This is a genomic window from Ursidibacter sp. B-7004-1, assembly GCF_053654055.1.
In genome coordinates, this window is the sequence record NZ_JBSIUP010000031.1 from 1 (window position 1) to 25,307 (window position 25,307).

The 25,307-nt window shown below is 36.5% G+C and carries 16 protein-coding genes; 7 read left to right on the top strand and 9 right to left on the bottom strand.

Annotated elements, in window-relative coordinates; all coding sequences use genetic code 11:
- Positions 1-117 precede the first annotated feature (117 nt).
- Entirely contained in the window at positions 118-1,170 is a 1,053-nt protein-coding gene (locus ACWIW0_RS09720) for a rod shape-determining protein (protein ID WP_454447081.1), read from the bottom strand.
- Between the two features lie 297 nt (positions 1,171-1,467).
- On the opposite strand from ACWIW0_RS09720, the gene pntA reads away from it, so the two are divergent.
- Positions 1,468-2,997, top strand: a complete 1,530-nt coding sequence (pntA, locus tag ACWIW0_RS09725; protein ID WP_454453152.1) for a Re/Si-specific NAD(P)(+) transhydrogenase subunit alpha — start codon at positions 1,468-1,470, stop codon at positions 2,995-2,997.
- 10 nt (positions 2,998-3,007) lie between these two features.
- Positions 3,008-4,435 (top strand): Re/Si-specific NAD(P)(+) transhydrogenase subunit beta, encoded by a 1,428-nt coding sequence (gene pntB / locus ACWIW0_RS09730; RefSeq protein ID WP_454447083.1) that lies wholly within the window; start codon positions 3,008-3,010, stop codon positions 4,433-4,435.
- A gap of 50 nt (positions 4,436-4,485) precedes the next feature.
- Here the strand turns inward: pntB and ACWIW0_RS09735 are convergent, their stop codons facing one another.
- Positions 4,486-6,537 carry an AAA family ATPase gene (locus ACWIW0_RS09735; RefSeq protein WP_454453153.1) on the bottom strand — a complete coding sequence of 684 codons (2,052 nt, stop codon included), beginning with the start codon at positions 6,535-6,537 and terminating at the stop codon, positions 4,486-4,488.
- 99 nt (positions 6,538-6,636) lie between these two features.
- Positions 6,637-7,608, bottom strand: a complete 972-nt coding sequence (locus ACWIW0_RS09740) for a helix-turn-helix transcriptional regulator (RefSeq protein ID WP_454453154.1) — start codon at positions 7,606-7,608, stop codon at positions 6,637-6,639.
- Between the two features lie 336 nt (positions 7,609-7,944).
- On the opposite strand from ACWIW0_RS09740, the gene cobB reads away from it, so the two are divergent.
- The 5 genes from cobB (at position 7,945) to prfB (ending at position 13,108) form a co-directional block, all read left to right on the top strand.
- Positions 7,945-8,664 carry a Sir2 family NAD+-dependent deacetylase gene (cobB, locus tag ACWIW0_RS09745; RefSeq protein ID WP_454453155.1) on the top strand — a complete coding sequence of 240 codons (720 nt, stop codon included), beginning with the start codon at positions 7,945-7,947 and terminating at the stop codon, positions 8,662-8,664.
- A 92-nt stretch (positions 8,665-8,756) separates the two neighbouring features.
- Entirely contained in the window at positions 8,757-9,584 is an 828-nt protein-coding gene (locus tag ACWIW0_RS09750; RefSeq protein ID WP_454453156.1) for an SIR2 family NAD-dependent protein deacylase, read from the top strand.
- Positions 9,585-9,739: 155 nt separating this feature from the next.
- A complete protein-coding gene (locus ACWIW0_RS09755; protein WP_454453157.1) occupies positions 9,740-10,690 on the top strand; it encodes a 5' nucleotidase, NT5C type in 951 nt (316 codons plus the stop codon).
- A gap of 14 nt (positions 10,691-10,704) precedes the next feature.
- Positions 10,705-11,439, top strand: a complete 735-nt coding sequence (locus ACWIW0_RS09760) for a PP2C family protein-serine/threonine phosphatase (RefSeq protein WP_454453158.1) — start codon at positions 10,705-10,707, stop codon at positions 11,437-11,439.
- A 570-nt stretch (positions 11,440-12,009) separates the two neighbouring features.
- Positions 12,010-13,108, top strand: a protein-coding gene (gene prfB / locus ACWIW0_RS09765) for a peptide chain release factor 2 (protein WP_454453159.1) whose coding sequence is annotated in 2 segments (ribosomal slippage) — positions 12,010-12,084 and positions 12,086-13,108 — 1,098 coding nt in all. Because the reading frame shifts where the segments join, the coding sequence is not laid out codon by codon here.
- Between the two features lie 77 nt (positions 13,109-13,185).
- On the opposite strand, the gene ACWIW0_RS09770 is transcribed toward prfB, so the two are convergent.
- The 6 genes from ACWIW0_RS09770 to ACWIW0_RS09795 form a co-directional block, all read right to left on the bottom strand.
- A complete protein-coding gene (locus tag ACWIW0_RS09770) occupies positions 13,186-14,277 on the bottom strand; it encodes a lytic murein transglycosylase (protein ID WP_454453160.1) in 1,092 nt (363 codons plus the stop codon).
- Positions 14,278-14,302: 25 nt separating this feature from the next.
- Positions 14,303-15,244, bottom strand: coding sequence for a tRNA pseudouridine(55) synthase TruB (gene truB / locus ACWIW0_RS09775; protein ID WP_454453161.1), 942 nt, complete (start codon positions 15,242-15,244; stop codon positions 14,303-14,305).
- Positions 15,245-15,246: 2 nt separating this feature from the next.
- The gene (gene rbfA / locus ACWIW0_RS09780) at positions 15,247-15,630 is read right to left on the bottom strand and encodes a 30S ribosome-binding factor RbfA (protein ID WP_454446328.1); all 384 of its coding nucleotides are present in this window, start codon (positions 15,628-15,630) and stop codon (positions 15,247-15,249) included.
- 159 nt (positions 15,631-15,789) lie between these two features.
- Entirely contained in the window at positions 15,790-18,642 is a 2,853-nt protein-coding gene (locus tag ACWIW0_RS09785; RefSeq protein ID WP_454453162.1) for an SNF2-related protein, read from the bottom strand.
- A gap of 2 nt (positions 18,643-18,644) precedes the next feature.
- Positions 18,645-21,929: a DEAD/DEAH box helicase family protein gene (locus ACWIW0_RS09790; protein ID WP_454453163.1), complete on the bottom strand. Its 3,285-nt coding sequence runs from the start codon at positions 21,927-21,929 to the stop codon at positions 18,645-18,647.
- 470 nt (positions 21,930-22,399) lie between these two features.
- A complete protein-coding gene (locus ACWIW0_RS09795; RefSeq protein WP_454453164.1) occupies positions 22,400-25,297 on the bottom strand; it encodes a site-specific DNA-methyltransferase in 2,898 nt (965 codons plus the stop codon).
- Positions 25,298-25,307 lie beyond the last annotated feature (10 nt).

Below are 25,307 nucleotides of genomic sequence, written 5' to 3' on the forward strand. Positions count from 1 at the left end.
ATATCTATACTCGTAGGGGCTAATTACATTAGCCCCCAAATTTTGTTAATAACCTGATATGAACAGTGGTACACCACCTTGTCCATTTTACTTACTTCAATTTCGATGACAGAATGACTAGTCATCATCACTAAATACATCACCACCGTGAGTATCAATCATCTCTAGGGCTTTACCACCACCACGAGCAACACAAGTGAGCGGGTCTTCTGCAACAATTACAGGTACTCCCGTTGCATTCGTTAATAATACATCTAAATTTTGCAATAATGCACCACCACCTGTTAAAACCATTCCACGCTCAAAAATATCTGCAGCTAATTCTGGTGGACATTGCTCTAAAACACCTTTCACAGCTTCAACTATTCCCGTTAATGGTTGCTCAATAGCTTCTAATACTTGCTTAGATGTGAGTGTAAAAGTTCTTGGAGCCCCTTCTGCTAAGTTATGCCCGTGAACTTCCATTGTACGAATTTCATCATCATTACGAATATAAGCGGTCGCAATTTCTTTCTTCACTCTTTCTGCTGTTGTTTCACCAATTGCTGAGCCAAAATGACGACGAACATAAGCAATTATTGCTTCATCAAATTTATCACCACCAATACGCACCGATGAAGAGTGAACGATACCGTTGAGTGAAAGCACTGCAACTTCAGTTGTTCCACCACCAATATCAATTACCATTGAACCAGCCGCTTCATCAACAGGTAATCCAGCACCAATTGCGGCTGCCATTGGCTCTTCAATTAAATAAACTTCTCTTGCTCCAGCTCCCATTGCTGACTCTTTAATTGCTTTACGTTCAACTTGGGTTGCACCTGCTGGTACACAAATCAATACTCGAGGACTTGGACGCATAAAATTATTGCTATGCACTTGCTTAATAAAATGCTGTAACATTTTTGCTGTGACGTGGAAATCAGCAATAACCCCATCTTTCATTGGGCGAATTGCAACAATACTTTTTGGAGTACGTCCTAGCATTGACTTCGCACTTGCTCCCACTGCTGCAATACTCTTATTTGTTCCAATACGATCTTGACGAACTGCAACCACTGAAGGCTCATCAAGCACGATACCTTGCCCTTTTACATAGATAAGAGTATTTGCCGTACCGAGATCAATAGAAAGATCGTTTGAGAAAAGCCCAAGAAATTTTTTAAACATAATAAAAATCCGTAAATAATTATAAATTAGGGTGAATGCTCAGATACTAGAGCAAAAATTGCGTGCAAATATAGCAAAAAAGGCTTGCAACGACAAAGGATTATTTTATTTTCATAGAAGAAAATCAGAGAAATTAAATAATCTGCTTTTCAGTTAGAAATTTTTCACCTATTGATAAAAATAAATGATAAAGTTAGTAGGATTTTATTTTAAATTTAGACCCAAATAAGCGGTCTGATTTGATGTAACTTTTACAAGTTTTATTTATCACTTTTTATTCATCATATAGGAGTCTTTATGCTTATTGGTATACCAAAAGAGCTGCTGGACAATGAAAGTCGTGTGGCAGCAACCCCTAAGACTGTTCAGCAAATCCTAAAACTTGGTTTTGATGTTATCGTTGAGAAAAACGCTGGTTTCAAAGCAAGTTTTGAAGATAATGCCTTCACAGAAGCAGGTGCAACTATTGGTAATACGCAAGCAGTATGGAATGCGGATATTATTTTTAAAGTAAATCCACCAACTGATACTGAAATTGCGTTAATCAAAGAAGGGGCTACACTAGTTAGCTTTATTTGGCCAGCACAAAATCCTGAGCTAATGAAAAAACTTTCTGAGAAGAAAATCAATGTATTAGCAATGGACGCTGTACCTCGTATTTCTCGTGCTCAATCATTAGATGCATTAAGCTCAATGGCAAACATTGCTGGTTATCGTGCAGTAGTTGAAGCTGCTCACGAATTTGGCAGTTTCTTTACGGGACAAATTACCGCAGCAGGTAAAGTACCACCAGCTAAAGTACTTGTTATCGGTGCGGGTGTTGCAGGTTTAGCGGCTATCGGGGCTGCAAACAGTTTAGGTGCTATTGTGCGTGCGTTCGACTCTCGCCCAGAAGTAAAAGAACAAGTGCAAAGTATGGGTGCAAGTTTCCTTGAAATTGATTTCAAAGAAGAAGGTGGCAGTGGTGATGGCTATGCCAAAGTGATGTCCGAAGAGTTTAACCGCAGAGCATTAGCACTTTATGCTGAACAAGCGAAAGAAGTGGATATCATCATTACCACTGCGTTAATTCCAGGTAAACCAGCTCCACGTCTTATTACTAAAGAAATGGTTGAATCAATGAAACCAGGTAGTGTTATCGTTGATTTAGCAGCCGCGACTGGCGGTAACTGTGAATTAACGAAAGCAGGTGAAGTGGTTGTTACTGACAATCAAGTAAAAATCATTGGCTACACTGATTTACCAAGCCGTTTACCAACACAATCTTCTCAACTTTACGGTACTAACTTGGTTAATTTACTCAAGTTACTTTGTAAAGAGAAAGACGGTAAGATCAATATTGATTTTGAAGATGTAGTCTTACGTGGTGTTACCGTAGTAAAAGAAGGCGAAATTACTTTCCCTGCACCACCGATTAAGGTATCGGCACAACCACAACAAAAAACGGCAGCTCCTGTTGAGAAAAAAGAAGAAAAACCAGCTGATCCTCGTATCAAATATGGCTTATTTGCTTTAGCTGGTGTGCTATTCCTATGGTTAGCATCTGTTGCTCCAGCAGCATTCCTTTCACACTTTACCGTATTCGTACTTTCTTGCGTTGTCGGATATTATGTTGTGTGGAATGTTAGCCACGCCTTACATACACCACTAATGGCAGTAACGAATGCAATTTCTGGCATTATTATTGTTGGTGCTTTATTACAAATTGCACAAGGTGGTTTCTTCATCAGTATTTTAGCGTTTATCGCCATTTTAGTCGCAAGTATCAATATCTTTGGTGGATTCAAAGTCACTCAACGTATGCTTGCAATGTTCAGAAAAGGTTAAGGAGAAAGCAATGTTATCTTCAGGTTTAGTACAAGCTGCTTATATCATCGCAGCTCTTCTCTTTATTATGAGTTTAGCGGGACTTTCTAAACACGAAACCGCCAAGGCTGGTTGTTGGTATGGAATCGTGGGTATGACTATCGCCCTTGTTGCCACTATCTTTGGACCAGAATCCAAAGGGACTATTTTCATTTTAATTGCAATGGCAATTGGTGGATTTATCGGTGTTCGTAAAGCATTAAAAGTTGAAATGACCGAAATGCCAGAACTTGTTGCTATTTTACATAGTTTTGTAGGTTTAGCGGCTGTATTAGTTGGTTTCAACAGCTATGGTTTACATCACGATGCCGTAATGCCAGAAAATTTAGATGCTGCCGCTCAAGCATTATTTATGGCTGAACAGGCTAAATTAGCAACAATTCATAATGTAGAAGTATTTCTTGGTATCTTCATCGGTGCAGTAACATTTACTGGCTCAGTTGTTGCCTTTGGTAAACTAAACGGCAAAATCAATTCAAAAGCGTTAATGTTGCCACATCGCCATAAACTCAATTTAGCCGCACTAGTTATTTCTGCAATTTTAATGGTGATTTTTGTAAATCACCCAGATAATATCTTCCCAGTGTTGATTATGACTGCGATTGCACTTGCTTTTGGTTGGCATTTAGTTGCCTCAATTGGTGGTGCAGATATGCCAGTTGTTGTTTCAATGCTAAACTCTTATTCTGGCTGGGCAGCGGCTGCAGCTGGTTTTATGTTAAGCAATGACCTATTGATCGTAACTGGGGCATTAGTCGGTTCTTCAGGGGCAATTCTCTCTTACATTATGTGTAAGGCGATGAACCGCTCATTTATTAGTGTGATTGCAGGTGGATTTGGTAATGATATCCAAGTTAGCTCAGATGAAGAACAAGGTGAACATCGTGAAACTACTGCTGAAGAAGTAGCAGAAATGTTGAAAAATGCAAGCTCTGTGATCATCACACCAGGATATGGAATGGCAGTGGCTCAAGCACAATACCCTGTTGCTGAAATCACTCAAAAATTGCGTGATCGTGGTGTTAATGTCCGCTTTGGTATTCACCCTGTTGCAGGTCGCTTACCAGGACATATGAACGTATTATTAGCTGAAGCGAAAGTACCTTACGATGTCGTATTAGAAATGGATGAAATCAATGATGATTTTGCTGATACAGATGTTGTGTTAGTTATCGGTGCAAATGATACAGTAAACCCAGCAGCAATGGACGATCCAAATAGCCCAATTGCAGGAATGCCAGTATTAGAAGTTTGGAAAGCTCAAAACGTTATCGTCTTCAAACGCTCTATGGCGGTGGGCTACGCAGGCGTGCAAAACCCACTCTTCTTTAAAGAAAATACTCAAATGCTATTTGGTGATGCCAAAGAGCGTGTTGATGATATTTTAAAAGCACTTTAATCTCGCTTATCTAACTAACAAGGCTCTGAAATTCAGAGCCTTATCCATTTTTAGAAACCAATTCTTCGAGTAACTTTTCCTTGTTTTAATTTACATTCATTCGCTAATGCGTCAATCCAATCACTAACTTTTTCAAAAGGATAAAAACGGTGACGGCGTTCCACAGCTGCAAAATCACCAGGGGTTAAAAGTACAAATTTTTCAATCTCTTTGAGTTGGTCATTGGTAAAATTTAGCCCTAATCTAACCGCTTGTTGTTGTGAGAAAGCTTGTCGCTGAGATGAAGTTAAGTAATCAAACTGTAGCTTGAGATCAAAACGGCGTAAAGCAGCAGGATCTAAACCGCTCATCAAATTCGTTGAAACCACAAGTAAGCCTTCAAAACGTTCTATTTGAGTTAGCATCTCATTAACCATACTATGCTCCCAACTTCTTTGCCCCTCTGCTCGAGCAAATAAAAATGTATCTACTTCATCAAAAATGAGCAACATATCGTTATCTTGTGCCTGCTTAAAAGCCCGAGCAATATTTCGCTCACACTCTCCAACATAAGGTGAAAGTAAATCTGAACCTTGTTTTAATAAGACTTTCATTCCCAAGCTCTTACCTAGCCAATTTGCCCACGCTGTTTTTCCTGTACCAGGCGGTCCATAGCAACAAATACGTCCTTGCTTTGTCTTTCTTAGTCCTTCGCTAATTTTATGAATATTACTACTACAATTTATCCAATCCAAACTATACGCTATATTACTACCAACTTTTAATGGCTCAATTTTTTTATAGCCTTGAGCGGTTAAAGTCTGATTGAAAACCTTTAAAGCTCTTTCTGCAAAGAACTCAGGTTGTTCGTTATGTGATAATTGAGAACAAACAGATAATCCTCGTTGAATAACGGCAGGGGATAATGCTTCAACTTGAGCAAAATGTTCAATATATTCAGGCGATAATTTATCCCCAACTAATTCATAAATAAGTTTTTCTTTATGTTTTATAGATAAGTTAGGCATCTCAAAAATCAAATCAAAACGGCGTAAATATGCGTTATCAATACAATTTACCGAGTTAGAAATCCAGATCATCGGATTTTCATTCGTTTCTAAAAATTGGTTCACCCACGCTTTATGATCCTGAGCAACAGAGGTTGAGAATATAGAACTGCTGAACACATCTTCTACTTCATCAAATATAATTAACCCTTGCTTTTCACTTAGTAAACGTTGTGCCAAACGACAATTTTCTAAACGCCTTCTACCACTTAATGTATCGCCATCTTCATCCATATATGCCATCGTGTAGGTCTGAAGTCCTAATTCTTTACCTAATAAGACTGCAAACTCCGTTTTACCCGTACCAGGTAAACCATAAAGTAAAATATTCGCACCTTTTTTACGCTGTTTAATAACAAGAGAGAGATAATCAAGTAACATCTCTTTCATACTATCAAGGTATTCAAATTGTGCTAAAGATAATGTTGGTTCAATCGTAGGAGCAATACAGCGTTGTAACAGTTGTAGCTCCGTCAATGGTACAACCATAAAATCATCAAAATCTAAAGTATCACCCCATTGAATAAACTCATTCACTCTATCAGGGTAATGGCTACGCTCTAAAACACCATAACTTAATAATTTCCCCTTTTTACTTAAAATTGGGAATAAGGTTTTACGAGGGATTTTGAGTAATGTAGAGAAAAAATCCACAGTAGCATTGAGATCTTTCTTAGGTAAGCATTCAAATAGTTCTTTCAATGGACTTTCCGCTCTTAGATGTAACGCTAAGCGAAATACGGCTTTTTCATTCTCATTGAGACCAATGATCTGTGCTAATTTGTCCAAATTACGATAAGCGGTCTCAAATTGCACTGAATTTTCAGTGGTTTGAGATTGAATACTCGCCCAACGCCCTGTCAATAATTCCTTAATAATATCTTGATCTTCAGGCTCTCTAGATTGAAGTTCTTCAGGAAGACCTAACCCATTACGGATATTTTCATCACGCCAATCGTCTAACATTTTTTTCATATAGTTATGCTCACATAAAATCTCAAGCATTAACGATTCGGCATATAAGGTTACAATAGGTTTTACTTGGTATTGGCTCATATCTTACTCCTTATCTATTTTCCAATACCAATAATACTTCTCCATACGACAAGTTATGTCGCATATATTTTCAAGAATAAAAATACAATTCAGAAAATCTTAAATCACATTTTTCTCAATATCCCAAATATCCTCACCAAAACGCCGAATCCACCAATCTAACATATCATTTTCCGCCACTGTTGCTTGAATTCGGTAGTGTTCTTCAGACTGCTCTAAAATTTTTTGATCTTTAGATAATGGTGTTTCAGTTAAATGAAATCCTGCAGATTGGCTAATTGAAAAAGTTAATCGAACTTTATTACCTGTTGTCCCAAATCCTAAATACCCACTATCTAAATAATCGGTCAAATTAAAATCTTTTGGGCGATTAAATGTCATTGTCGAACACTCTGCTTTTTGAATACGGTGCAATGCTAATAAACGATTATTTTCATACCCTTCATAACGAACAATTAAATAAGTCGTTGCCCCTTGCTGTGCAATAGCTAACGGCATTACATTAGATTTTGATATGCGATTATGTTGATTTCTATACTCTATTTTTAACCAATGGTTCTGATATAAAGCAATACTGACCGCATTAAACACCTCTGTATTTATCTTTGCAGGAATGAGCGGCATACTTGTTGGTGTGCTAGCTATTTTGTCTGATAACCACTGTCGAGCAAGTTTTTTACTTTGATTACTATCTTGTTCAAGTTGTCGATGAGCGTGTTCAAAAAAAGGTTTCATTGATTGCATAATATTTGCAGGCAATAAATGCTTTAAGTGTTGTTCTGCCAAAATCAATACTAGTGATTGCTGTTCGCTTAATATAGGTAAATCAATCCCTTTTGCATTAACTTTCCATTTATATCCATAAGGCTTATTACGCATATCTCGTTCGATATCAAATTGCTCACTTAGCTGATCTAAATTGCGTTGAATAGTTCTAAGGCTACGCTCTATGCCATCTTGTGATAACTTTTGTCGAATTTCTTCTGCCGAAACATACCTATTTTTAGGTACTTGGCGTAACAGAGCTAATTGAAATCCTGTTACTTCTGCATTTTTAGGACGTAAAGACATCGTAACTTCTCCAAAGATAAATAATAAGGTCAAAAATATGATCTAAATTATAGCAATCTCGAACCAATTTTTTACAAAAAATCAAGCAAATCTAACCGCTTATTTTCTGCTATATAGTATGTTTAATAATGTAAAAAATATACTAATGAGTGATAAATTAACAAAAACTTGTTTACGACACTATTTGTCGCAATTAACTTTATTATGCTATTGCAAACAGAAATAATGGGGATATAAAAATGAGAACCTACTTTCAAATTTCAAGCTAAAATTATTAAAGCTATTTTGCAACACCCTGAATTAGTGAATTTATATCAAGAAAAATAGGAGCAAACTATGACAAAAAAATTACCTAAAATTGTCGTATTAACAGGTGCGGGGATTTCTGCTGAATCAGGTATTCAAACTTTCCGAGCGTCTGACGGATTATGGGAAAATCACCCGATTAATGATGTCGCCACGCCTGAAGGCTTTATGCGTAATCCTGAATTGGTGCAGCAGTTCTACAACGAACGCCGCCGTAAATTGTTTGACCCACAAATTCAGCCTAACGCAGCCCATATTTCACTTGCAAAATTGGAAGAAAAATTAGGTGAAAATTTCCTGTTAGTTACGCAAAATGTCGATAATTTACACGAACGTGCAGGTTCGAAAAATATTATTCATATGCACGGTGAATTGCTCAAAGCTCGCTGTGTATATTCAGATAAGGTCTATGACTGGGAAAAAGATATCAAAAATACCGATCATTGTACTTGTTGTCAGCAGCCACGAAAACTTCGTCCGCATATTGTCTGGTTTGGTGAAATGCCATTTGAGATGGAGCGTATTTATCAAGCGTTAAGTGAATGCGATTATTTTATTTCTATTGGTACATCGGGCAATGTTTATCCAGCAGCGAATTTTGTGAAAGAAGCGAATGCGTGGGGAGCAGGCACGATTGAGCTAAATCTTGAGAAAAGCGAAAAAGCTTCCGAATTTAAAACCGCTCGTTATGGTAAAGCCACAGAAATTGTTCCAAAATTTGTGGAAGCGGTGTTGAAACAGATTAGCTAATTAAGATGCATAAGCATCCACGCTTATGCTAAGCAACGAGTAAGGGCGAGGAATCTCGCTCAACAACTTGAATCACAAATCGGAGAACAAAGATGAAAAATGATCTTCACTATGCTGCAGAGTTAATTAAAAAAGCCGATGGTATTTTAATTACCGCAGGTGCAGGAATGAGTGTGGATTCGGGACTACCTGATTTTCGGAGTTCAGGTGGGCTTTGGAATGCTTATCCTCCTCTTGCAGATAAAAAAATTGGCTTTGAGCAACTTGCTACACCAGCGGTTTATCAGAATAACCCTGAAATTGGCTACTGGTTTTTCGCTCATCGCCTTATTCAATATCGCGAAGCTGAGCCACATCAAGGTTATGCTATTTTAAAACAATGGGCAGAAACAAAACCGCTCGGCTATTTTGTTTACACCAGTAACGTGGATGGGCAATTTCAAAAAGCAGGTTTTGATCCCAAAAGGATTTACGAAATTCATGGCACAATTCATCGCCTACAATGCCAATCTAACTGTAAAGGCGATAGCTGGGAGGCAGAAAATTTTAAACCAACAGTAAATAACACACAATGTAGAATGACGAGCGAACCGCCGAAATGTCCGTGGTGCAATGGTCTTGCTCGTCAAAATGTAATGATGTTTAATGATTGGTTCTTTGCTGAGAAGTTTTACCAATGGCAAAAATTGCGTTTAAATCAATGGTTAGCTGAAGCAACAAATTTAGTGATAATTGAACTGGGTGCAGGAAAATCTGTTCCAACAGTACGTTATTTTTCTGAACGTACAGCAAAAGCAAAAAAAGCAGGTTTTATCCGTATAAATCCACTTGATGCTGGAGTGCCTAAAATGCATTTTTTAAGTTTAGAAATGGGAGCGTTAGAAGCATTAATGCAGATTGATCTGTTACTCCAAGAATAAGAGTAGTTGATTAATCTTTTAAGACTAAAATATAGATTTTTAGTTTTTATTCAACATCGACCTTTGGTTACCATCAGTTAATGATAAGTTTATCGCGACACTAATTGTCGCTTATCTCATTATATTATTCATATCAAAAAAGAAGGAGAAACAAAATGAATAAACCGATTTTATATATTGATATGGATAATGTGTTAGTCAATTTCCAAAGTGGCATTGCAGCCCTAGATATTGAAACCCGAGAAACTTATCGGGGAAATTATGACGAAGCCCCAAATATTTTTAGCAAAATGAAACCAATCAAGGGGGCTGTTGAAGCGGTGCATAAACTCGCAGAACATTATGATATTTACGCACTTTCCACAGCCCCTTGGAATAACCCAACTGCGTGGTCAGATAAAGTATTATGGATCCAAAAATATTTCGGCACAGTATTATATAAACGCTTAATTTTAAGCCACCATAAAAATCTGAATAAAGGAGAATTCCTAATTGATGATCGTTTAAAAAATGGCGTAGAAACATTTGAAGGTGAGCATTTGCATTTTGGTGTCGATTATAAAAATTGGCAAGAAATTACCGATTATTTACTAGATAAAGCGGTATTTTATAAGGCACAAACAAAGAAAGAAGAAAAATCGCATATTGAACTAAATAGTTTATGGCTTGAATATCAAGAGTATGAAAAAGTGTTTATTTATCCTAATGGAATTCAACATAAAGAAGAAAAAGCAGAACATAGCTCACTTAATTTAGCACGATACTTACAAGATAAATTACATTGCTCATTACTAGAAATTTCAACAAAACGTGGGTTACTTTATTGTGTAATTAACGATAAAAAATCAGAAAATTTTGAAAAAATCATTTTAAAATGGCAAAAAATGTATTCTCAATCCTTTATTGATTTTGCCAAGAATAAATATAGTTTTGATTGTTCTTTAATTAAATTTTCTAAATTTAAGAAAATATATACTAAACCACAAGAAGTCAAAATTACCGCATTTAATAAACCTCGCCCCTATGTTTGGGGAAATTTAATGAGTAGATGGATGAGAGATCGTATTTATCAAGCAATTGAAAAAAATTTAGAACAAATGGAATAAGGAAAATTATAGCAGTGTGGAATATTACATTTTGTCAAAAATTTGGATCAAACAAACAACATAATCAAGATGCATTATTTAATGGTTTGGAAGTATTTCAATATAAATTAAAAAATGCAGAAACAATTTGCGTGGAGTCTGAACCGCTCTTTTTAGGTGTCGCAGACGGTATTTCTAGCAGTCCAACACCACAACGAGCCAGCCGATTTATAATGGATGCACTTTCAAAGTGCCAAGGCTTAAATAGTCAATGGCTAAGATCAGTAAAATCTGAATTGCTGTATCATTGCGATTTCGGATCATCAACCACTTTTGTGGGAGCGGAAATATCCTGTTCGGGTAAAGGGAAAATATTAAACGTAGGCGACAGCCGAGCTTATAAAATCACCCTTTCTGGCGAATGGAAACAATTAAGCGTTGATCATATTATGCTTGCGGAAATGGAAGCTGAAGGTATTACAGATCAAAATATTGATTATGCCTCTATTTATTCAATGTTGTCTGATTATATTGTTGCAGATTTTGAGTTTACAGATTTTAAAATTCATTGTACCCAATTTAAATTAGAAAAAGGCGAAAGTTTATTACTTTGCTCTGATGGTTTTAGTGATTACATTTCCCAATCACAACGCCAAGAAATTTGGCAAAAATATTCAACAAATAAAGAACGTTTAAATATTTGCAAAAAAATACTGAATTCTCACCGCTTGTATGATGACTTTTCGGTAGTAGTATGTGAAATGAAATAAATTATCAGATTTTTTGGCATAATTATCCTTCATATAAAAATAATCCTTAAAGGTGTAATGATAAATCAGCAACCTTTTTTATCCATTACACCTGAAATACATCATCTTTTCTAGAATAATTAATACCGTTCTTCTAAAGCTAATTTTTTCTGAATGTCTTTTACAAGAATTTCCATTTTCTCGTATGAGTTAATTCCTGATGCTCCACCAAAAAAAATGGACATACACAAATCAACGTATCTTCAAATTGTGCATAAGCAATTTTTAGATCAGTATTATCTGAATAGGTAAAATTAATTTCCCCTGTAAAAAATGACACAAAGCGATTTACTTCAGAAATCCCAGTACAAACAATTACTTTTGGTTTATATTTAGAAACTTGTTTTCTGAAAAACTCACCACGATTTACCACACACCATTCACGATATTCGTCGAATGTTGATAGACAGTTTGCGCTTGGCTTTTATATTGAAAATACCAAGCATTGTATGCCAACAATCCCGCTTATTTTCCATCCTCTATAATTTCGCTATAATGCCACTTTTAAAATCATATTAGATAGGAAAAACAATGTTTGAGCTAAATCCAATCAAATCACAATTAGCCGATATGGCACAACGTACCGAAACACTTCGGGGGTATCTTTGACTTTGATCTGAAAGTTGAGAGACTAGAAGAAGTCAATGCAGAATTAGAACAACCTGATGTTTGGAACGATCCTGAAAAAGCTCAAGCATTGGGTAAAGAACGTGTTGCATTAGAATTAGTGGTTAATACAATCAAAAGTCTTGAGCAAGGTATCGAAGATGTAGAAGGGTTAATTGAATTAGCTATTGAAGCCGAAGATGAAACAACTTTCCAAGAAGCACAACAAGAAGCGGACGGATTAGAAGACAAATTAGCAAATTTAGAATTCCGTAGAATGTTTAGTGGGCAACACGATGCTGCCGATTGTTATGTCGATTTACAAGCTGGTTCAGGGGGAACTGAAGCACAAGACTGGACTGAAATGCTCTTGCGAATGTATCTTCGCTGGGCTGAAAGTAAAGGCTTTAAAACCGAGTTAATGGAAGTGTCTGACGGTGATGTAGCAGGTATCAAATCTGCAACAATTCGGGTTTCTGGTGAGTATGCGTTTGGTTGGCTACGCACAGAAACAGGTATTCATCGTCTTGTGAGAAAAAGTCCATTTGATTCTAATAACCGTCGCCATACTTCTTTCAGTGCGGCTTTCGTTTATCCTGAAGTTGATGATAATTTTGAAATTGAAATTAACCCTGCCGATTTGCGTATTGATGTTTATCGTGCCTCTGGTGCAGGTGGTCAGCACGTTAATAAAACGGAATCTGCGGTACGAATTACGCATATGCCATCAGGTATTGTCGTACAATGTCAAAATGGACGTTCTCAACATCAAAATAAAGACCAAGCAATGAAACAGCTTAAAGCGAAGTTATATGAAATGGAGATGATGAAGAAAAATGCGGAAAAACAAGCGATGGAAGAAAGTAAATCCGATATCGGTTGGGGTAGCCAAATTCGCTCTTATGTACTTGATGATTCTCGTATTAAAGACTTACGTACAGGCGTTGAAAACCGTAATACTCAAGCTGTATTAGATGGCGATTTAGATCGTTTTATTGAAGCAAGTTTAAAAGCAGGGTTGTAATCCCCTTTGCCTATTAAGCCCTTTAATCAAAGATCACCTAAATCCCCTACCTCAAGGGTAGGGGATATTGTCCTAATTTATTGAACTCCCAATAAAATTCGATCTGCAAATTTACCAATGCTAATAGCAAAATTATTTGATTTATTCCAATCTAAAATCGTGCGGAAATTATTTGATACTAAGAATGCTCTACCAACTTCTCGATTAGGGCGAACCAGCCATAATTTTGCATTATTTAGTTTTGCTAATTTTTCAACTTCTTGGCCATTAGGGTAAGCCAAATGAATACCTAAAGTTTGCCATTCCACTAGACTTTTAGCTTTATGTAGTTCAATACCAGAAAATACCATATCAATCGGTTTTGCCAATTTCACTTCAACTCCCCAAGGTAGTTTTTTATCCCAACCAACTGTGGAAAGATAGCTAGCAATAGAGGCAAAAGCATCATATTCATTCTTCCAAATATCTTTTTTGCCATCATTATTGCCATCTGCAGCATATTTTAAATAAGATGTTGGCATAAATTGAGTTTGTCCCATTGCTCCAGCCCAAGAGCCTTTCATTTCATTGCGAGAAATAGTATTACTATCTAACATTTTCATTGCATTAACAAATTCTTGCGTAAATAGTTTCTCTCGGCGTCCATCAAACGCTAATGTAGCTAAAACAGAAAGTACATCAAAATTACCTTGATAACGTCCAAAACTACTCTCCATACCCCATAGTGCCATTAAATACTCTTTTTGTACGCCATATTTTTGGCTCGCTTTTTCAAGCTGAGGTTGATATTTCCACCAACGATCTACAGCTATATTTACTTTCGCTTGAGTTAGCACTTTATTTAAGTAATTAGTGACTCCATTTGGGTTGGGTGGAGGAGGAGGTAAATTAGGATCACGTTTTTTAGCTGCTTGTTGTTGATCTAGCTCAACAGCCCTTGTTATATAGTTAATCCCCATTTGGTTATTTAATGTTTTATCCGATACACCTGCCCCAGCTGCTTTTTTCTTTAGAAAGGCGATGTAATCATTAAAATTAGCAAGTGTTCGTGGCTTTGTATAAGTTTCATCTAAAACCAACTCATCATAATGTTTCTTATTTGAACAACTAACTAGTATGAGACAACTTATTACTGTTACCGATAATAAACGAAATATATTCGACATCATTATTTCCTCTTTATGCTTCAGAATGTCAATTATTTACCATTCTACTTGGGCGAATAACATTATTTATATCCACTTCTGCCACGCCTAAAAATTGTTGCTGGTCAGAATATAATCGTACTTGCCCGTAAAGTTTTTGTGTATTTTCAAATTTCACTCTTTGACCATAACCGACCGCTTTAGTCTGCTCAAGGCTTAAATTTAAAATAGGCAAACAATCAACTGCACTATCCATCGGAAGTAAATAGTTATCCATAGGTAAAGAAAGAGTATCAGCAAACTCACCAAGCGGTTGCATTTCTGCAATTTTTTGCAACTCATCAATAGTTAGCATTTGATCGTTAGGATAATTTGCCACCGTTAATCTTCTTAATACGGTAACGTGTGCACCACAACCTAATACTTCGCCCAAATCATCAACTAAAGTACGAATATAAGTACCTTTTGAACAATGCACTTCCAATGTTAAAAATGGGGCTTGATAATCAATAAATTGTAGTTCAAAGATGGTAATCGGGCGGGCTTCACGCTCTACCGTAATACCCGCACGAGCATATTCATACAACGGTTTGCCTTGATGTTTCAATGCGGAAAACATTGTTGGTACTTGTAAAATATCGCCTCGAAACTGTTCAAGAGCAGTTAGGATCTCTGGCTCATTAACATTGACTGGGCGAGATTGTACGATTTGCCCTTCCGCATCTGATGTATCGGTTCTTTCACCTAATTTTGCGGTAACACGATAGCGTTTATCTGAGTCCAATAAGAATTGAGAGAACTTGGTTGCTTCACCTAAACAAATGGGTAACATTCCTGTTGCCAGTGGATCTAATGCCCCAGTATGCCCTGCTTTATTCGCTCGGAATAAACGTTTGACTTTTTGCATAATGTCATTAGAGCTAACACCTTCTGGCTTATCCAATAAAAAGACACCGTGAATATCACGTCCTTTCTTTTTAGGTCTAGACACAATTATTCCTCGTCGTTGTGGCGAGCTTGATCTTGACGGATCACGTTCGTTACTAAATTTGACATTCTCATTCCTTCCACAAGGGATTGATCGTAGAAGAACTTTAATTCAGGTACGATACGCAAACGCATTGCTTTACCAACTAAGCTACGAATATAACCCGATGCATTATTTAACCCTTCTAAGCCACGAGTAACTGCCGTTTCATCATTATCAAATAAAAAAGTCACAAACACTTTGGCATAGGCTAAATCACGGCTAATTTCCACGTCAGACACCGTTACCATACCAATTCTTGGATCTTTCACTTCTCGTTGTAAAATAATCGCAATCTCTTTTTGCAATTCTTGTGCGACACGGTCGCTACGTTTAAATTCTCTTGACATAATTCGCTCCAAAAAAGAAAAGGCGACAAATCGCCTTGATATTGGAGGGGATTATACTTGAAATCGTTCTCTCTGACTAATACTCCTTATTGCTTTATCGATTTCCAGTATATAAACAAACAAATTAGGTTACTTTTCCGAATTTATTTCTATCAAAACTCATACTAATCTCCAATGAAGTTCAAATAGCTTTTCATCTGTCATATTTTGGGCTACCTTTGCCTTTAATTCTCTCAATAATGCGGTTTCTTGTGCAGCAATCTCATCTTGCACATCGTCCAGTTCATTGCGTGCTTTGCGTAGAGCTTTACGCAATTTAGCAATCTCTTCTTGTAACTCAATTTGTTGCTCAATATTATCGGCTAATGCAGATTGTTTTTCTTTCTCACGAAGTTCTGCTTTAATCTCAGCAATTTCATCTTCCGCAGACTGCATTTGGTCTTTAGCCCAAGCTGTAATTTGGCGAATTTTATCCATTAACAACGCATTGTTTTCTTGCTGAATTTGAGATTTCGCTTTTTCTAACTCCGATTGATTTAATTGCTTAAAGGTAAGCGGTGTGTTTGGTGCAGAATTTTGCACATCTGCCGAAAGTAAAAAAAGTTTTTGTGCAAATTCTGCATCAATGATATTTCCCTGTTCATCACAAACGGTAAATAGCAAACGCTCTTGGTTTTCGGCACTGGATTGCACGAGGATTTTATCCAAACGCAACCAGCCTGATTTACCTTGATAACCCTCAAGCATACTGATTTTTTCCGGATAAGAGCTATAATCAAATGCTAATGTCGCATCAGGTGTAACGCACTGTAAGCCCTGTTCAATGCACCATTCACCTAACTGATGATTTAAGCGATATTCATAACCTTCAATATGTGGATTACGCTCTTTTCGTGGCAGTAAATATCGTCCTAGTGGTATACCAACTTGTGGACAATCTTGTAGTATGAAATACCAATCCTGTTGGTTAAATTGGGCTTTATTACCTAAAGCAAAGCGACTTAATGACCAAAACCAGTACTCCATTTCATTTAAGCGATTTTGCGTCATCACTTTTAAACGCGCCAATACAGATTGATCAAAACTATCGACTAACGCATTTTTCGTTTCTTGTAATCGGTCACTAATTTGGTTGGCAAATTTAGCTTGTAATTCATCAAAGGCTTGTTGAATTTCCTCTTCCGTTCGGCAAGTGGCATAAATTTTAGCAATCCAATTTTCAATATCGACACCACTTTCAATTTCGCCTAAAACTTCATCAGATGCACCTAACACACCTTGGAACAGTTTAAATTTTTCCGTCAGTAACTCTAATACACGTTGATCGGCTTTGTTACGTTTATTTAGGAAGTTGATTACCACCACATCAAATTTCTGCCCATAACGGTGGCAACGCCCAATTCGTTGCTCTACTCTCTGAGGGTTCCAAGGCAGATCGTAGTTAATCAGCAACGAACAGAATTGTAGATTTACCCCTTCGCTTGCCGCTTCCGTAGCAATCATAATCTGAGCAGCATCTCTAAAATGTTCAATCAATGCCGTACGTTTATCTACATCAACCGACCCAGTCACTTTCAGTGATCCTGCATTTTTTACCAGCCAGTTTTGATAAATTTCCAGTGCTTGTGGATCATTATTTGTTCCACTAAACATCACCACATTATTGTCATAGCCATTTTCCTGTAAAAATCGGAACAGATACCGCTGCGTCCGTACCGACTCTGTGAAAATAATCACTTTTTGTGGTGCATTTAACGCAGCCATATTCTCAAAACCTGTCTGCAAGGCGGTGAGCAAAGCAATCACTTTACTATCCACAGTCAAACTTTCTGCCAATGCAATAAAACTTTCGATTTCTGCAATTTCTCTTGCCAGTGCCGTTTTATTCAGTTCTTCTACAACACTTTCCTCGCCTTCTTCTTGCTCTAACTCATCAATTTCAATGTCTTCTGCAGTAAGGTCTTCGCCATCAAACAGCTCAAATTCAGGCAAGTCTCGGGCTTGTTGAAGAGCAAGTAACCGGCTATGAATGGCTTGTAATGTGCCAAGCACCGCAAGCGGGCTAGATGCTAACAATTTTCGCAAAATAAGTGCGGTCAAATGTTTGTGTGTTTTCGGTAAGGCGTAACTGCTCTCTTTGCGTAAAAATTCGGAAATTTGTTGATATAACAAATGCTCGCTATCCGTTGGCGTAAATTCTTGGGTGAATGTTTTACGTTCTGTATAACGAATATATTCCAATACATTTTTACGCAGCGTACGTTTCACAAAGGTTGCCATTCTGCTTTTCAGTTCAGGCAAATTACCACGACGTACAAATTCCCGCTGGAAGAATTTGCGATCACCGAAAATATGCTCATCTAATAGCGTTGATAAACCATAAAGCTCCATCAAAGAATTTTGTAGCGGTGTTGCAGTGAGTAGCAATTTCCGCTTACCACCAAAGGCTTTACGCATCGCCTGTCCCATTTTATTATCGGCTTTATAGGCATTACGCATTTTGTGTGCTTCATCAATAACGACAAAATCCCAATCAAATTGTTTAAAGGTATTCATCTCTTTCGTGGCATATTGATGCGATACAATCAGCACTTTTCGCCCAATTTGACTTTTGCAAAAATTCAGTAATTTCGCACCGCTAGCTCCCTTCATTGCCTGATTAACTACCGTTTTATCGACAACCAAAGTCGGTAAATCAAACTTTTCATACAGCTCATTCGCCCATTGTTTACGCAAAATCGCTGGGCAAACAATCAATAAATCCCGCTTACGCTCCGCCCACATTTGGCAAAGCACAAGACCTGCTTCAATGGTTTTACCCAGACCCACTTCATCGGCAAGCAATACACCTTCTTGCAACGGATTTTTCAACGCAAATAGTGCCGCATCAATTTGATGCGGATTGAGATCTACCTTGGCATCAAACAGTGATTGAGAAAGGCGATTATCGTCCGTACGGCGACAAATCAATTCATTGGCAAAATAACGTGCGTGATAAGGGGTGATGTTCATTTTTATTCCATTCGTTCAAATAGTTGCACTAAATAATCTTCATTATCCATAAACAAAATATGTTTCTCCGCCAGTTCTTCTACAGTTTGATCGATGTTGATCCAATCTTCATATTTTGTGATTGATAAAATAAAACTATTTAAAATTAAATTCGGGTCGTTGATTTTTTCCTGTAAGGTTTTCACTTCTTGATACAACCCAAATTTTGGATCGGTTTTATCCATATTGCGAATACCTTTCGGGTCGATAAAATTCAGCCATTGTTTACCACTTTGATGATCCACCACCCACAATAAGAAATCAGGATAAAAATTACCCGCAAGAGCAAATCCCAAGCCTTTTTCTTTGCGATCCGCATTTCGCATTAAATAAAGCGATTTTCCACCAAGCCAAGCGGTGAGTTTTCCACTTTTTTCTGCATTTTCTAAATCCGTAATAAATTGTCGTTCGCTCTCAGCATTAAGTGGCAATGGCGACAATTTGATCGGGAAATCTTCCGTACTTTTTTCTAAATGCAGCAACGGCGTAAATAAATGCGGTTTAAAGCAGATCATTTTCAGTTCATTAAACGGCATCGGCATTTGCATTGCTTCATCAATTTTATGTTCACGAATTAAAGTAGATAACTCTTCCAATTTTTTCACCGCACTTTCTCGGTCAACTTCTGGATCTTCTCTTAATTCAAATTGATATTTATCCAATAACGAACCGTTTTCTTCTGTCACATAAGCTGTTTCAAAAAATTGATTTTCGTAAGCCGCTTTTAAACGGTTGTAAAACTGTTCTGTATAGCGTTTTAACAATTCAATTAAAATGTCTTGCTGTTTTTCAATATCCGCAAAGGTTTGAATTTTTACAACAGACTGTGGAGCAAATAAACAATACCAATCTTTGTTACTTTCCACAAAATGTCGTAGCCCTTTCAGACTCACTTGTAAATTCGACCAAGTACGGCTCATTTTGTATTGTTGAATGTCTAAATAGATTTTATCCCAATCAAAAAAGGCGATAGCTTGCGGATTGAGTTTCACTTCAAGGCGTTCATCATTGAGTGATTTACGAATGCCTGTGGTGCTTAAGGCTTCCAATTTTGGATAGAGATCCATTACCGCTAAAATCGGTTTCATTTTTCCCTGATATTCCTTAGGAATATAGTAAAGCTCTACTTTTCTTTGGCGTTTAAAGCCCAGTTTTTGATTATCTTTATAGCCTTCTTTTAAGCGTAAGGTTTTAAGCTGCACCGTTTTCGGCAGGTTTTTTGCGACAGCAAATTCTACCTGCAAAGTTTCTTCTGTATTCACACCTTCTTCTTGCAAATATTCGCGGAATTTCTGCATATAATCAGCTTTGATACCAAATACATTTAAGGTTTCCAATTTATCTAATCCCAAACCTTTTGGTGGTCTAGCGGTACGTTTTAGGGAAAAATCTTCACCTTTTAGTCTCACACCACGTCCAAACAACTGAATGATCTGCGAACCTTCACCTCTCCCCATATTCAGTAAGCCCATTGTAGAAACTCGCCAGCTTGACCAACCTTCAGTAAACTTGCGTGAACCGATCAACAAATTGATACTGCTCTCTTTTTTGTTGATAGTGCTAAATAGACCGACTGAAAATTCATCTTGGCTGAAATGTAGCTCGGGATAATTTCCCGCCTCTTTCATCAACGCTTGCGTATCCCCTACGTTAATCACACCAAATGCGGGCGAATTACCCACACTTAATGCGATTTCGCCAGCCGTTTTTTTGATGTTACTTAATCGTAAAGTTTGCGAACTTTCAGCATTAAAGACTTTTTGCAGAATATCCAGATAAAGCCCGTCAATATTACCTTTCCATTCACTCAAATAATGAAAACGATGTTTAAAAATCGCATTACCTTTGCTATCTAATAATGTAGTTTTATCTTCCACCAATTCCGCCAGCCAAGTATTGACCATAGTGCGATTTTTCGGATTTAAGAAAAAGTCAAATAATTGAATAACTTGCAGAATATCGCTATCTTCCGTATTTACCGTATTACCCACAAAAATCCAAAGTGGTTTTTCTAAATTGTAAGCGGTAAGTTTCGGCTGATTTTTTGTAAATAGATATTGCTGTTGATAAAAGGACAACAAGCAAGCAGTAAAATATTTGCGTAAATTTTCCGTATTTTCATAATCTTCCGCTTTCATATTGAGAATTAAGCTCTCTTTACCGTAGCCGTCTTGATAGAAAAATTTATAGGAGTAATCGAATAGCACACATTTCGCATAGCTTTCAAAGACCGACATTTGTCGTGCTTGGCGTAATTCTTCATAGCTTAGCGGAATAGAGTGAAGCTGTTTTGTAGATACTTTTTCAGGCAATAATTTATTCTTTTTCTTGCGAAGTTCCTGCTCCATATCCGCAATGGTTTTACGATCTCTCACCGCCTGCCCAAAGGTTGCCGAATATTCAAAGGCAAAGCCTTCTATGCCAATCAATTTTTGACGGCGAGCGAGCCATTCATTACCCGATGAACCACGATGCCCTTCATCTACCAACACCAACTTATTCATTGAGCTAAAACTTTCCACTGCAACGGTGCTATCACCATCTTTATCGGCAAGTTTACTGATTTCAATAATTTGAATATCGTTAAATAATCCGCTCGTTTGAATACCTTTATTTTTATCAAAAATCACTGCAGAAAAATTTGATTGATAAAACTCTTCTAAATGTTGTTTTGACAACCCTTCATTTGGGGTAATCACAAAAACAGTCAGATCTCTTTTATTTTTGGCATAATGCAAATATTGCAAAATATTGACGTGCATTAACAAGGTTTTACCGCTGCCGGTGGCGTTCCAAAAAGCAATTTTATTTAAATCTTCTATTTTATATGGCTGAAATTCAGGTGCATTTTTATCTAAAATTAAATGCAAACTTAATTGTTCGTTAAGTTCATTTAATAATTTATCCGTATGATTAAAATAATAATCTAAATAAATTTCGCTAAATAATAGGGAAAGATATTGGAAATATTTTAAATTTAAAATATGCCCTTCGATTTTATTGCGTTGTTCAGTAATTTGTTGCCAATGTTGTACGATATTTAAATCGTAACGGCGTAAATCCGTAACGGATATTTTATCGCTATCAAAAAGCTGCCATTGTAATGCGTGAAAATACTGGCTTTGCCCATCTTGGTTAATACCTTCTTTATCGCCAAGGCGTTGTTTAAATTGGGCGAGATCCTGTTGGTTAAATAGGGATAATACCCATTGATTTAGAATGAGATCTTGATGAAAAGTGCGTGGCATAGTGTTTTCCTTTTTTATATGTGGTCTATTTTATCTCTCTTTTCATTATTTTCTCCTGCCAAATCTCCCCTAACCCCTCTTTGCTAAAGAGGGGAATTTTTTCATCTTAAATTTTATTATCAAAGCTCTTTAAAACAATTCTAAAGTTTTGTGATGAATTATCATTCACTTCGATAAAGTTCCCCCTTTAGCAAAGAGGGAATTTGTTCATCTTAAATTTTATTATCAAAGCTCTTTAAAACAATTCTAAAGTTTTGTGATGAATTATCATTCACCTCGATAAAGTTCCCTCTTTGGCAAAGAGGGAATTTGTTCATCTTAAATTTTATTATCAAAGCTCTTTAAAACAATTCTAAAGTTTTGTGATGAATTATCATTCACTTCGATAAAGTCCCCCTCTTTAGCAAAGAGGGGTTAGGGGAGATTTGGCAGATTACAATTACGAAGAAAATAATCTATTTCTTAAGAAGTTACCCAAACATCATTCCCAAAAATTCGCTTTCAATCGACCGCACTTTTAAGGTTTTTACTACGTCATCATTGTCTGCAAATACTGTTGGAATATTGTGATCACCGTTGATATAAATCAGATCAAATTCACTGTCGCCTGCTTTAATGGAACGGCTGTCTAAATAACGGTTTAATTCGTCATAGCCGATTTTTTCCATATCTCGCCATAAAATAAAGGCTTTTTCTCCGTTTGGTAATTTACCTATCACACTCACAATGCCTTTTTCTCGCTTGTCATCAATCTGCTCCACACGCAAGCCGATTAAATAGTTAAAAGTTTCCACTAAATCAATGCGTTGCGGTTGATATGCCCCTGCCGAGCTGGTGGCGATGTTAAGCTGATAATCAAAAGGTTTTTGGAAATCTTGGGTATTAAGCAAACTGCCTTTGCTTTCCACATCTAACATATAGTGCAATAGATAGTCGTTTTGTACGCTTTCCGATAAACCGAGATCGGCTAAATCTTGAACGGGTTTTCTGAGTTCAAGGTTGTTGAGCGTGTCTTCGTAGCTTTCCAGTTTTAATACTTTAACGATTTGGGAAACGCCGTTATAGCCTTTGTCGCCTTGCTCTGGCTTGCCATCTTTCCATTTTTCGCTGTAAATAACTTTTTGCACTCGTGGTTTTAAAACAGTATCAAAATATTCGCCTTGTTCCACAAGGATATATTTGCGTTTACCGTTATCTTCGCGATTTAGGTTAATTACAGCGTGGGCGGTTGTACCTGAGCCTGCGAAGTAGTCGAGGATTATGTCTGATTTTTGAGCTGTTATTTTTACATAATCCATGATGGCATACACTGATTTTGGATAAGAAAATTTATTTTCACCTAATATGTTTTTAAGTAAGTTTGTCCCATTAAACTCTGGGTAATATTTCTTATCGCTCCAAATATTTTGGAAAACCTGCTGTTCATAAAACTTATTAAATATCCTAATTCCATTATTAGTATATTTAGCGACATAAATCCCATTTTTATTATTTTCTTCAAATGTTTCTGGTATGACTTTCCACGAATACTCTACTCCATTATTATCTATTGGATAAACGGCAATACTGTTGTCAAAATGTTTTAGAGAGATAATATCTAGATTACTATTTACAAAAATAGGATAAAAGAATTTCGGTTTTTCTTTTCTCAATGTACTACTTCTAATTCTAGCAAAATCATCTAATCTATATCTTTTTCCATTATTCTCATCAATTAAATCAAAACTTTTACATTTTTCTTCATCAATAGTAGTTTGATTAAATCTAGATTCCTTTGGATTGGGAGTATATACCAACATATATTCGGAAGAAGCAGAAAAAAATCTTTCATGTTGTCTTCCTTTTGGATTTATCAAAATAGATACAATACCAATTCTAGAATCTTCACCGAAATTATAGTCAAGTATTTTACCAAACCCAAATAACTCAGCATAATCAATAGTACCCGCAAAAAAACCATTATCACACAATAGCTTTTTAGATATAGATACTCTATTTTCAATCAAGCTATTCCAACTAGAATGCTTATATCCATTTTTATAAATAATCTCAGACGCATTTGTATTATACGGCGGATCAATATAAATACATTTCACCTGTTCTTTATATCTTTCTTGTAATAAATTCAACGCTTGGAAGTTATCGGAATGAATTAGCAAACCGTCTGTTTGTTCGTCTAAATTATCAATTTCTCTTAATACTTTTGCTTGAAATTCGGCATCAAAAAGCGAGGTGTCCACCACTAAGTGCGGTTGATTTTTGCAAAATTCTGATGCTATCGCACCGCTTGCATCGACATTAAATAAGGCTTTCCATTGCTCCAGCTGTTTTGGATTTTGTAGGGCCTGTTCAATTAAATTTTCAGATAAATGATCGAGCGTAATTAAATAATGGCAAGCTGCCACAAATTTCTTTTTCAGCCATAATTTCTTTTGGAAATCTTCTAATTGTGCAAGGAAAGCGATTATTTCCTGCCCGATAGTTTTTAAAACTTTAATTAAATTTAGATTTTGTTCAATAATCGAGAATGTGGTTTCTTGTTGAATATCATCTAAATTCATTACTTCGTTTTTAATATAAAAATCCAGTTCTTGATTTAAGAATTTTCCGAGATTTTTATGAATAAAATAATCGGCAGTATTTTTCGTGGTGTAATCTTGCAGATGTTTTTTAACTAAGGTACGTTGCGGATCTTTTTCCGTTGGCATTAATTCAAAAAGCTGTTGAAAGTCTTGATGTTGAAATGCAAACTTTTGTAAGGAAATAACCGCTTGATCAATATAATCTGCCTGTTTTTCTTTTTTTTGCACCGCTTTATATTCAAAACGGATAATCAATTCATCACCTAATTCTTCAATAGGTAAAATATCCGTTTGAATTTCATCGCCATTTTCATCTAATTCGATTTTAATTTGCGGTTCGGCAAGGGCAAATAATCGGGTTTGATCATTATCTTTGCGATTATCTTTTGCTGTATCGGCCTCAATTAAACGGAATTGCACCTTTTTACCGTTTGGTAAATGGAAAGCGTAATTACTGAAATTTTCGCCTGATTTGGTGTAATACTGGTCTTTATTTGCCCAATGTAGCATTACTTCTTCACCCGAATAAGGAATGGCATAGGTGTCATTTTTATAACGGCGTTGGCTAATAAAATCACCGTTGTCGTAATAACGGGAAAAGAAGGTGTAAAGGTGGTTATAAACGGCGGTTTCTTGATTGAAATCTTGGATTGCTGTTTGAATTTTTCTGGGTAATTGGATTTCTAAAAATTGTTGAATTTCTGCCGAGCGGGAATTGAGTATGCGGTAGATCCCAAAATCGAGATCAGCTTGATTTATTTGAAAAATTTCCTTGAGTTTAGTGATAAGTTGTGCA

Excerpts from the sequence above, each read along its gene's own strand:
- ACWIW0_RS09720 (WP_454447081.1), bottom strand. The coding sequence starts at position 1,170 with ATGTTTAAAAAATTTCTTGGGCTTTTCTCAAACGATCTTTCTATTGAT.
- pntA (WP_454453152.1), top strand. The coding sequence starts at position 1,468 with ATGCTTATTGGTATACCAAAAGAGCTGCTGGACAATGAAAGTCGTGTG.
- pntB (WP_454447083.1), top strand. The coding sequence starts at position 3,008 with ATGTTATCTTCAGGTTTAGTACAAGCTGCTTATATCATCGCAGCTCTT.
- ACWIW0_RS09735 (WP_454453153.1), bottom strand. The coding sequence starts at position 6,537 with ATGAGCCAATACCAAGTAAAACCTATTGTAACCTTATATGCCGAATCG.
- ACWIW0_RS09740 (WP_454453154.1), bottom strand. The coding sequence starts at position 7,608 with ATGTCTTTACGTCCTAAAAATGCAGAAGTAACAGGATTTCAATTAGCT.
- cobB (WP_454453155.1), top strand. The coding sequence starts at position 7,945 with ATGACAAAAAAATTACCTAAAATTGTCGTATTAACAGGTGCGGGGATT.
- ACWIW0_RS09750 (WP_454453156.1), top strand. The coding sequence starts at position 8,757 with ATGAAAAATGATCTTCACTATGCTGCAGAGTTAATTAAAAAAGCCGAT.
- ACWIW0_RS09755 (WP_454453157.1), top strand. The coding sequence starts at position 9,740 with ATGAATAAACCGATTTTATATATTGATATGGATAATGTGTTAGTCAAT.
- ACWIW0_RS09770 (WP_454453160.1), bottom strand. The coding sequence starts at position 14,277 with ATGATGTCGAATATATTTCGTTTATTATCGGTAACAGTAATAAGTTGT.
- rbfA (WP_454446328.1), bottom strand. The coding sequence starts at position 15,630 with ATGTCAAGAGAATTTAAACGTAGCGACCGTGTCGCACAAGAATTGCAA.
- ACWIW0_RS09785 (WP_454453162.1), bottom strand. The coding sequence starts at position 18,642 with ATGAACATCACCCCTTATCACGCACGTTATTTTGCCAATGAATTGATT.
- ACWIW0_RS09790 (WP_454453163.1), bottom strand. The coding sequence starts at position 21,929 with ATGCCACGCACTTTTCATCAAGATCTCATTCTAAATCAATGGGTATTA.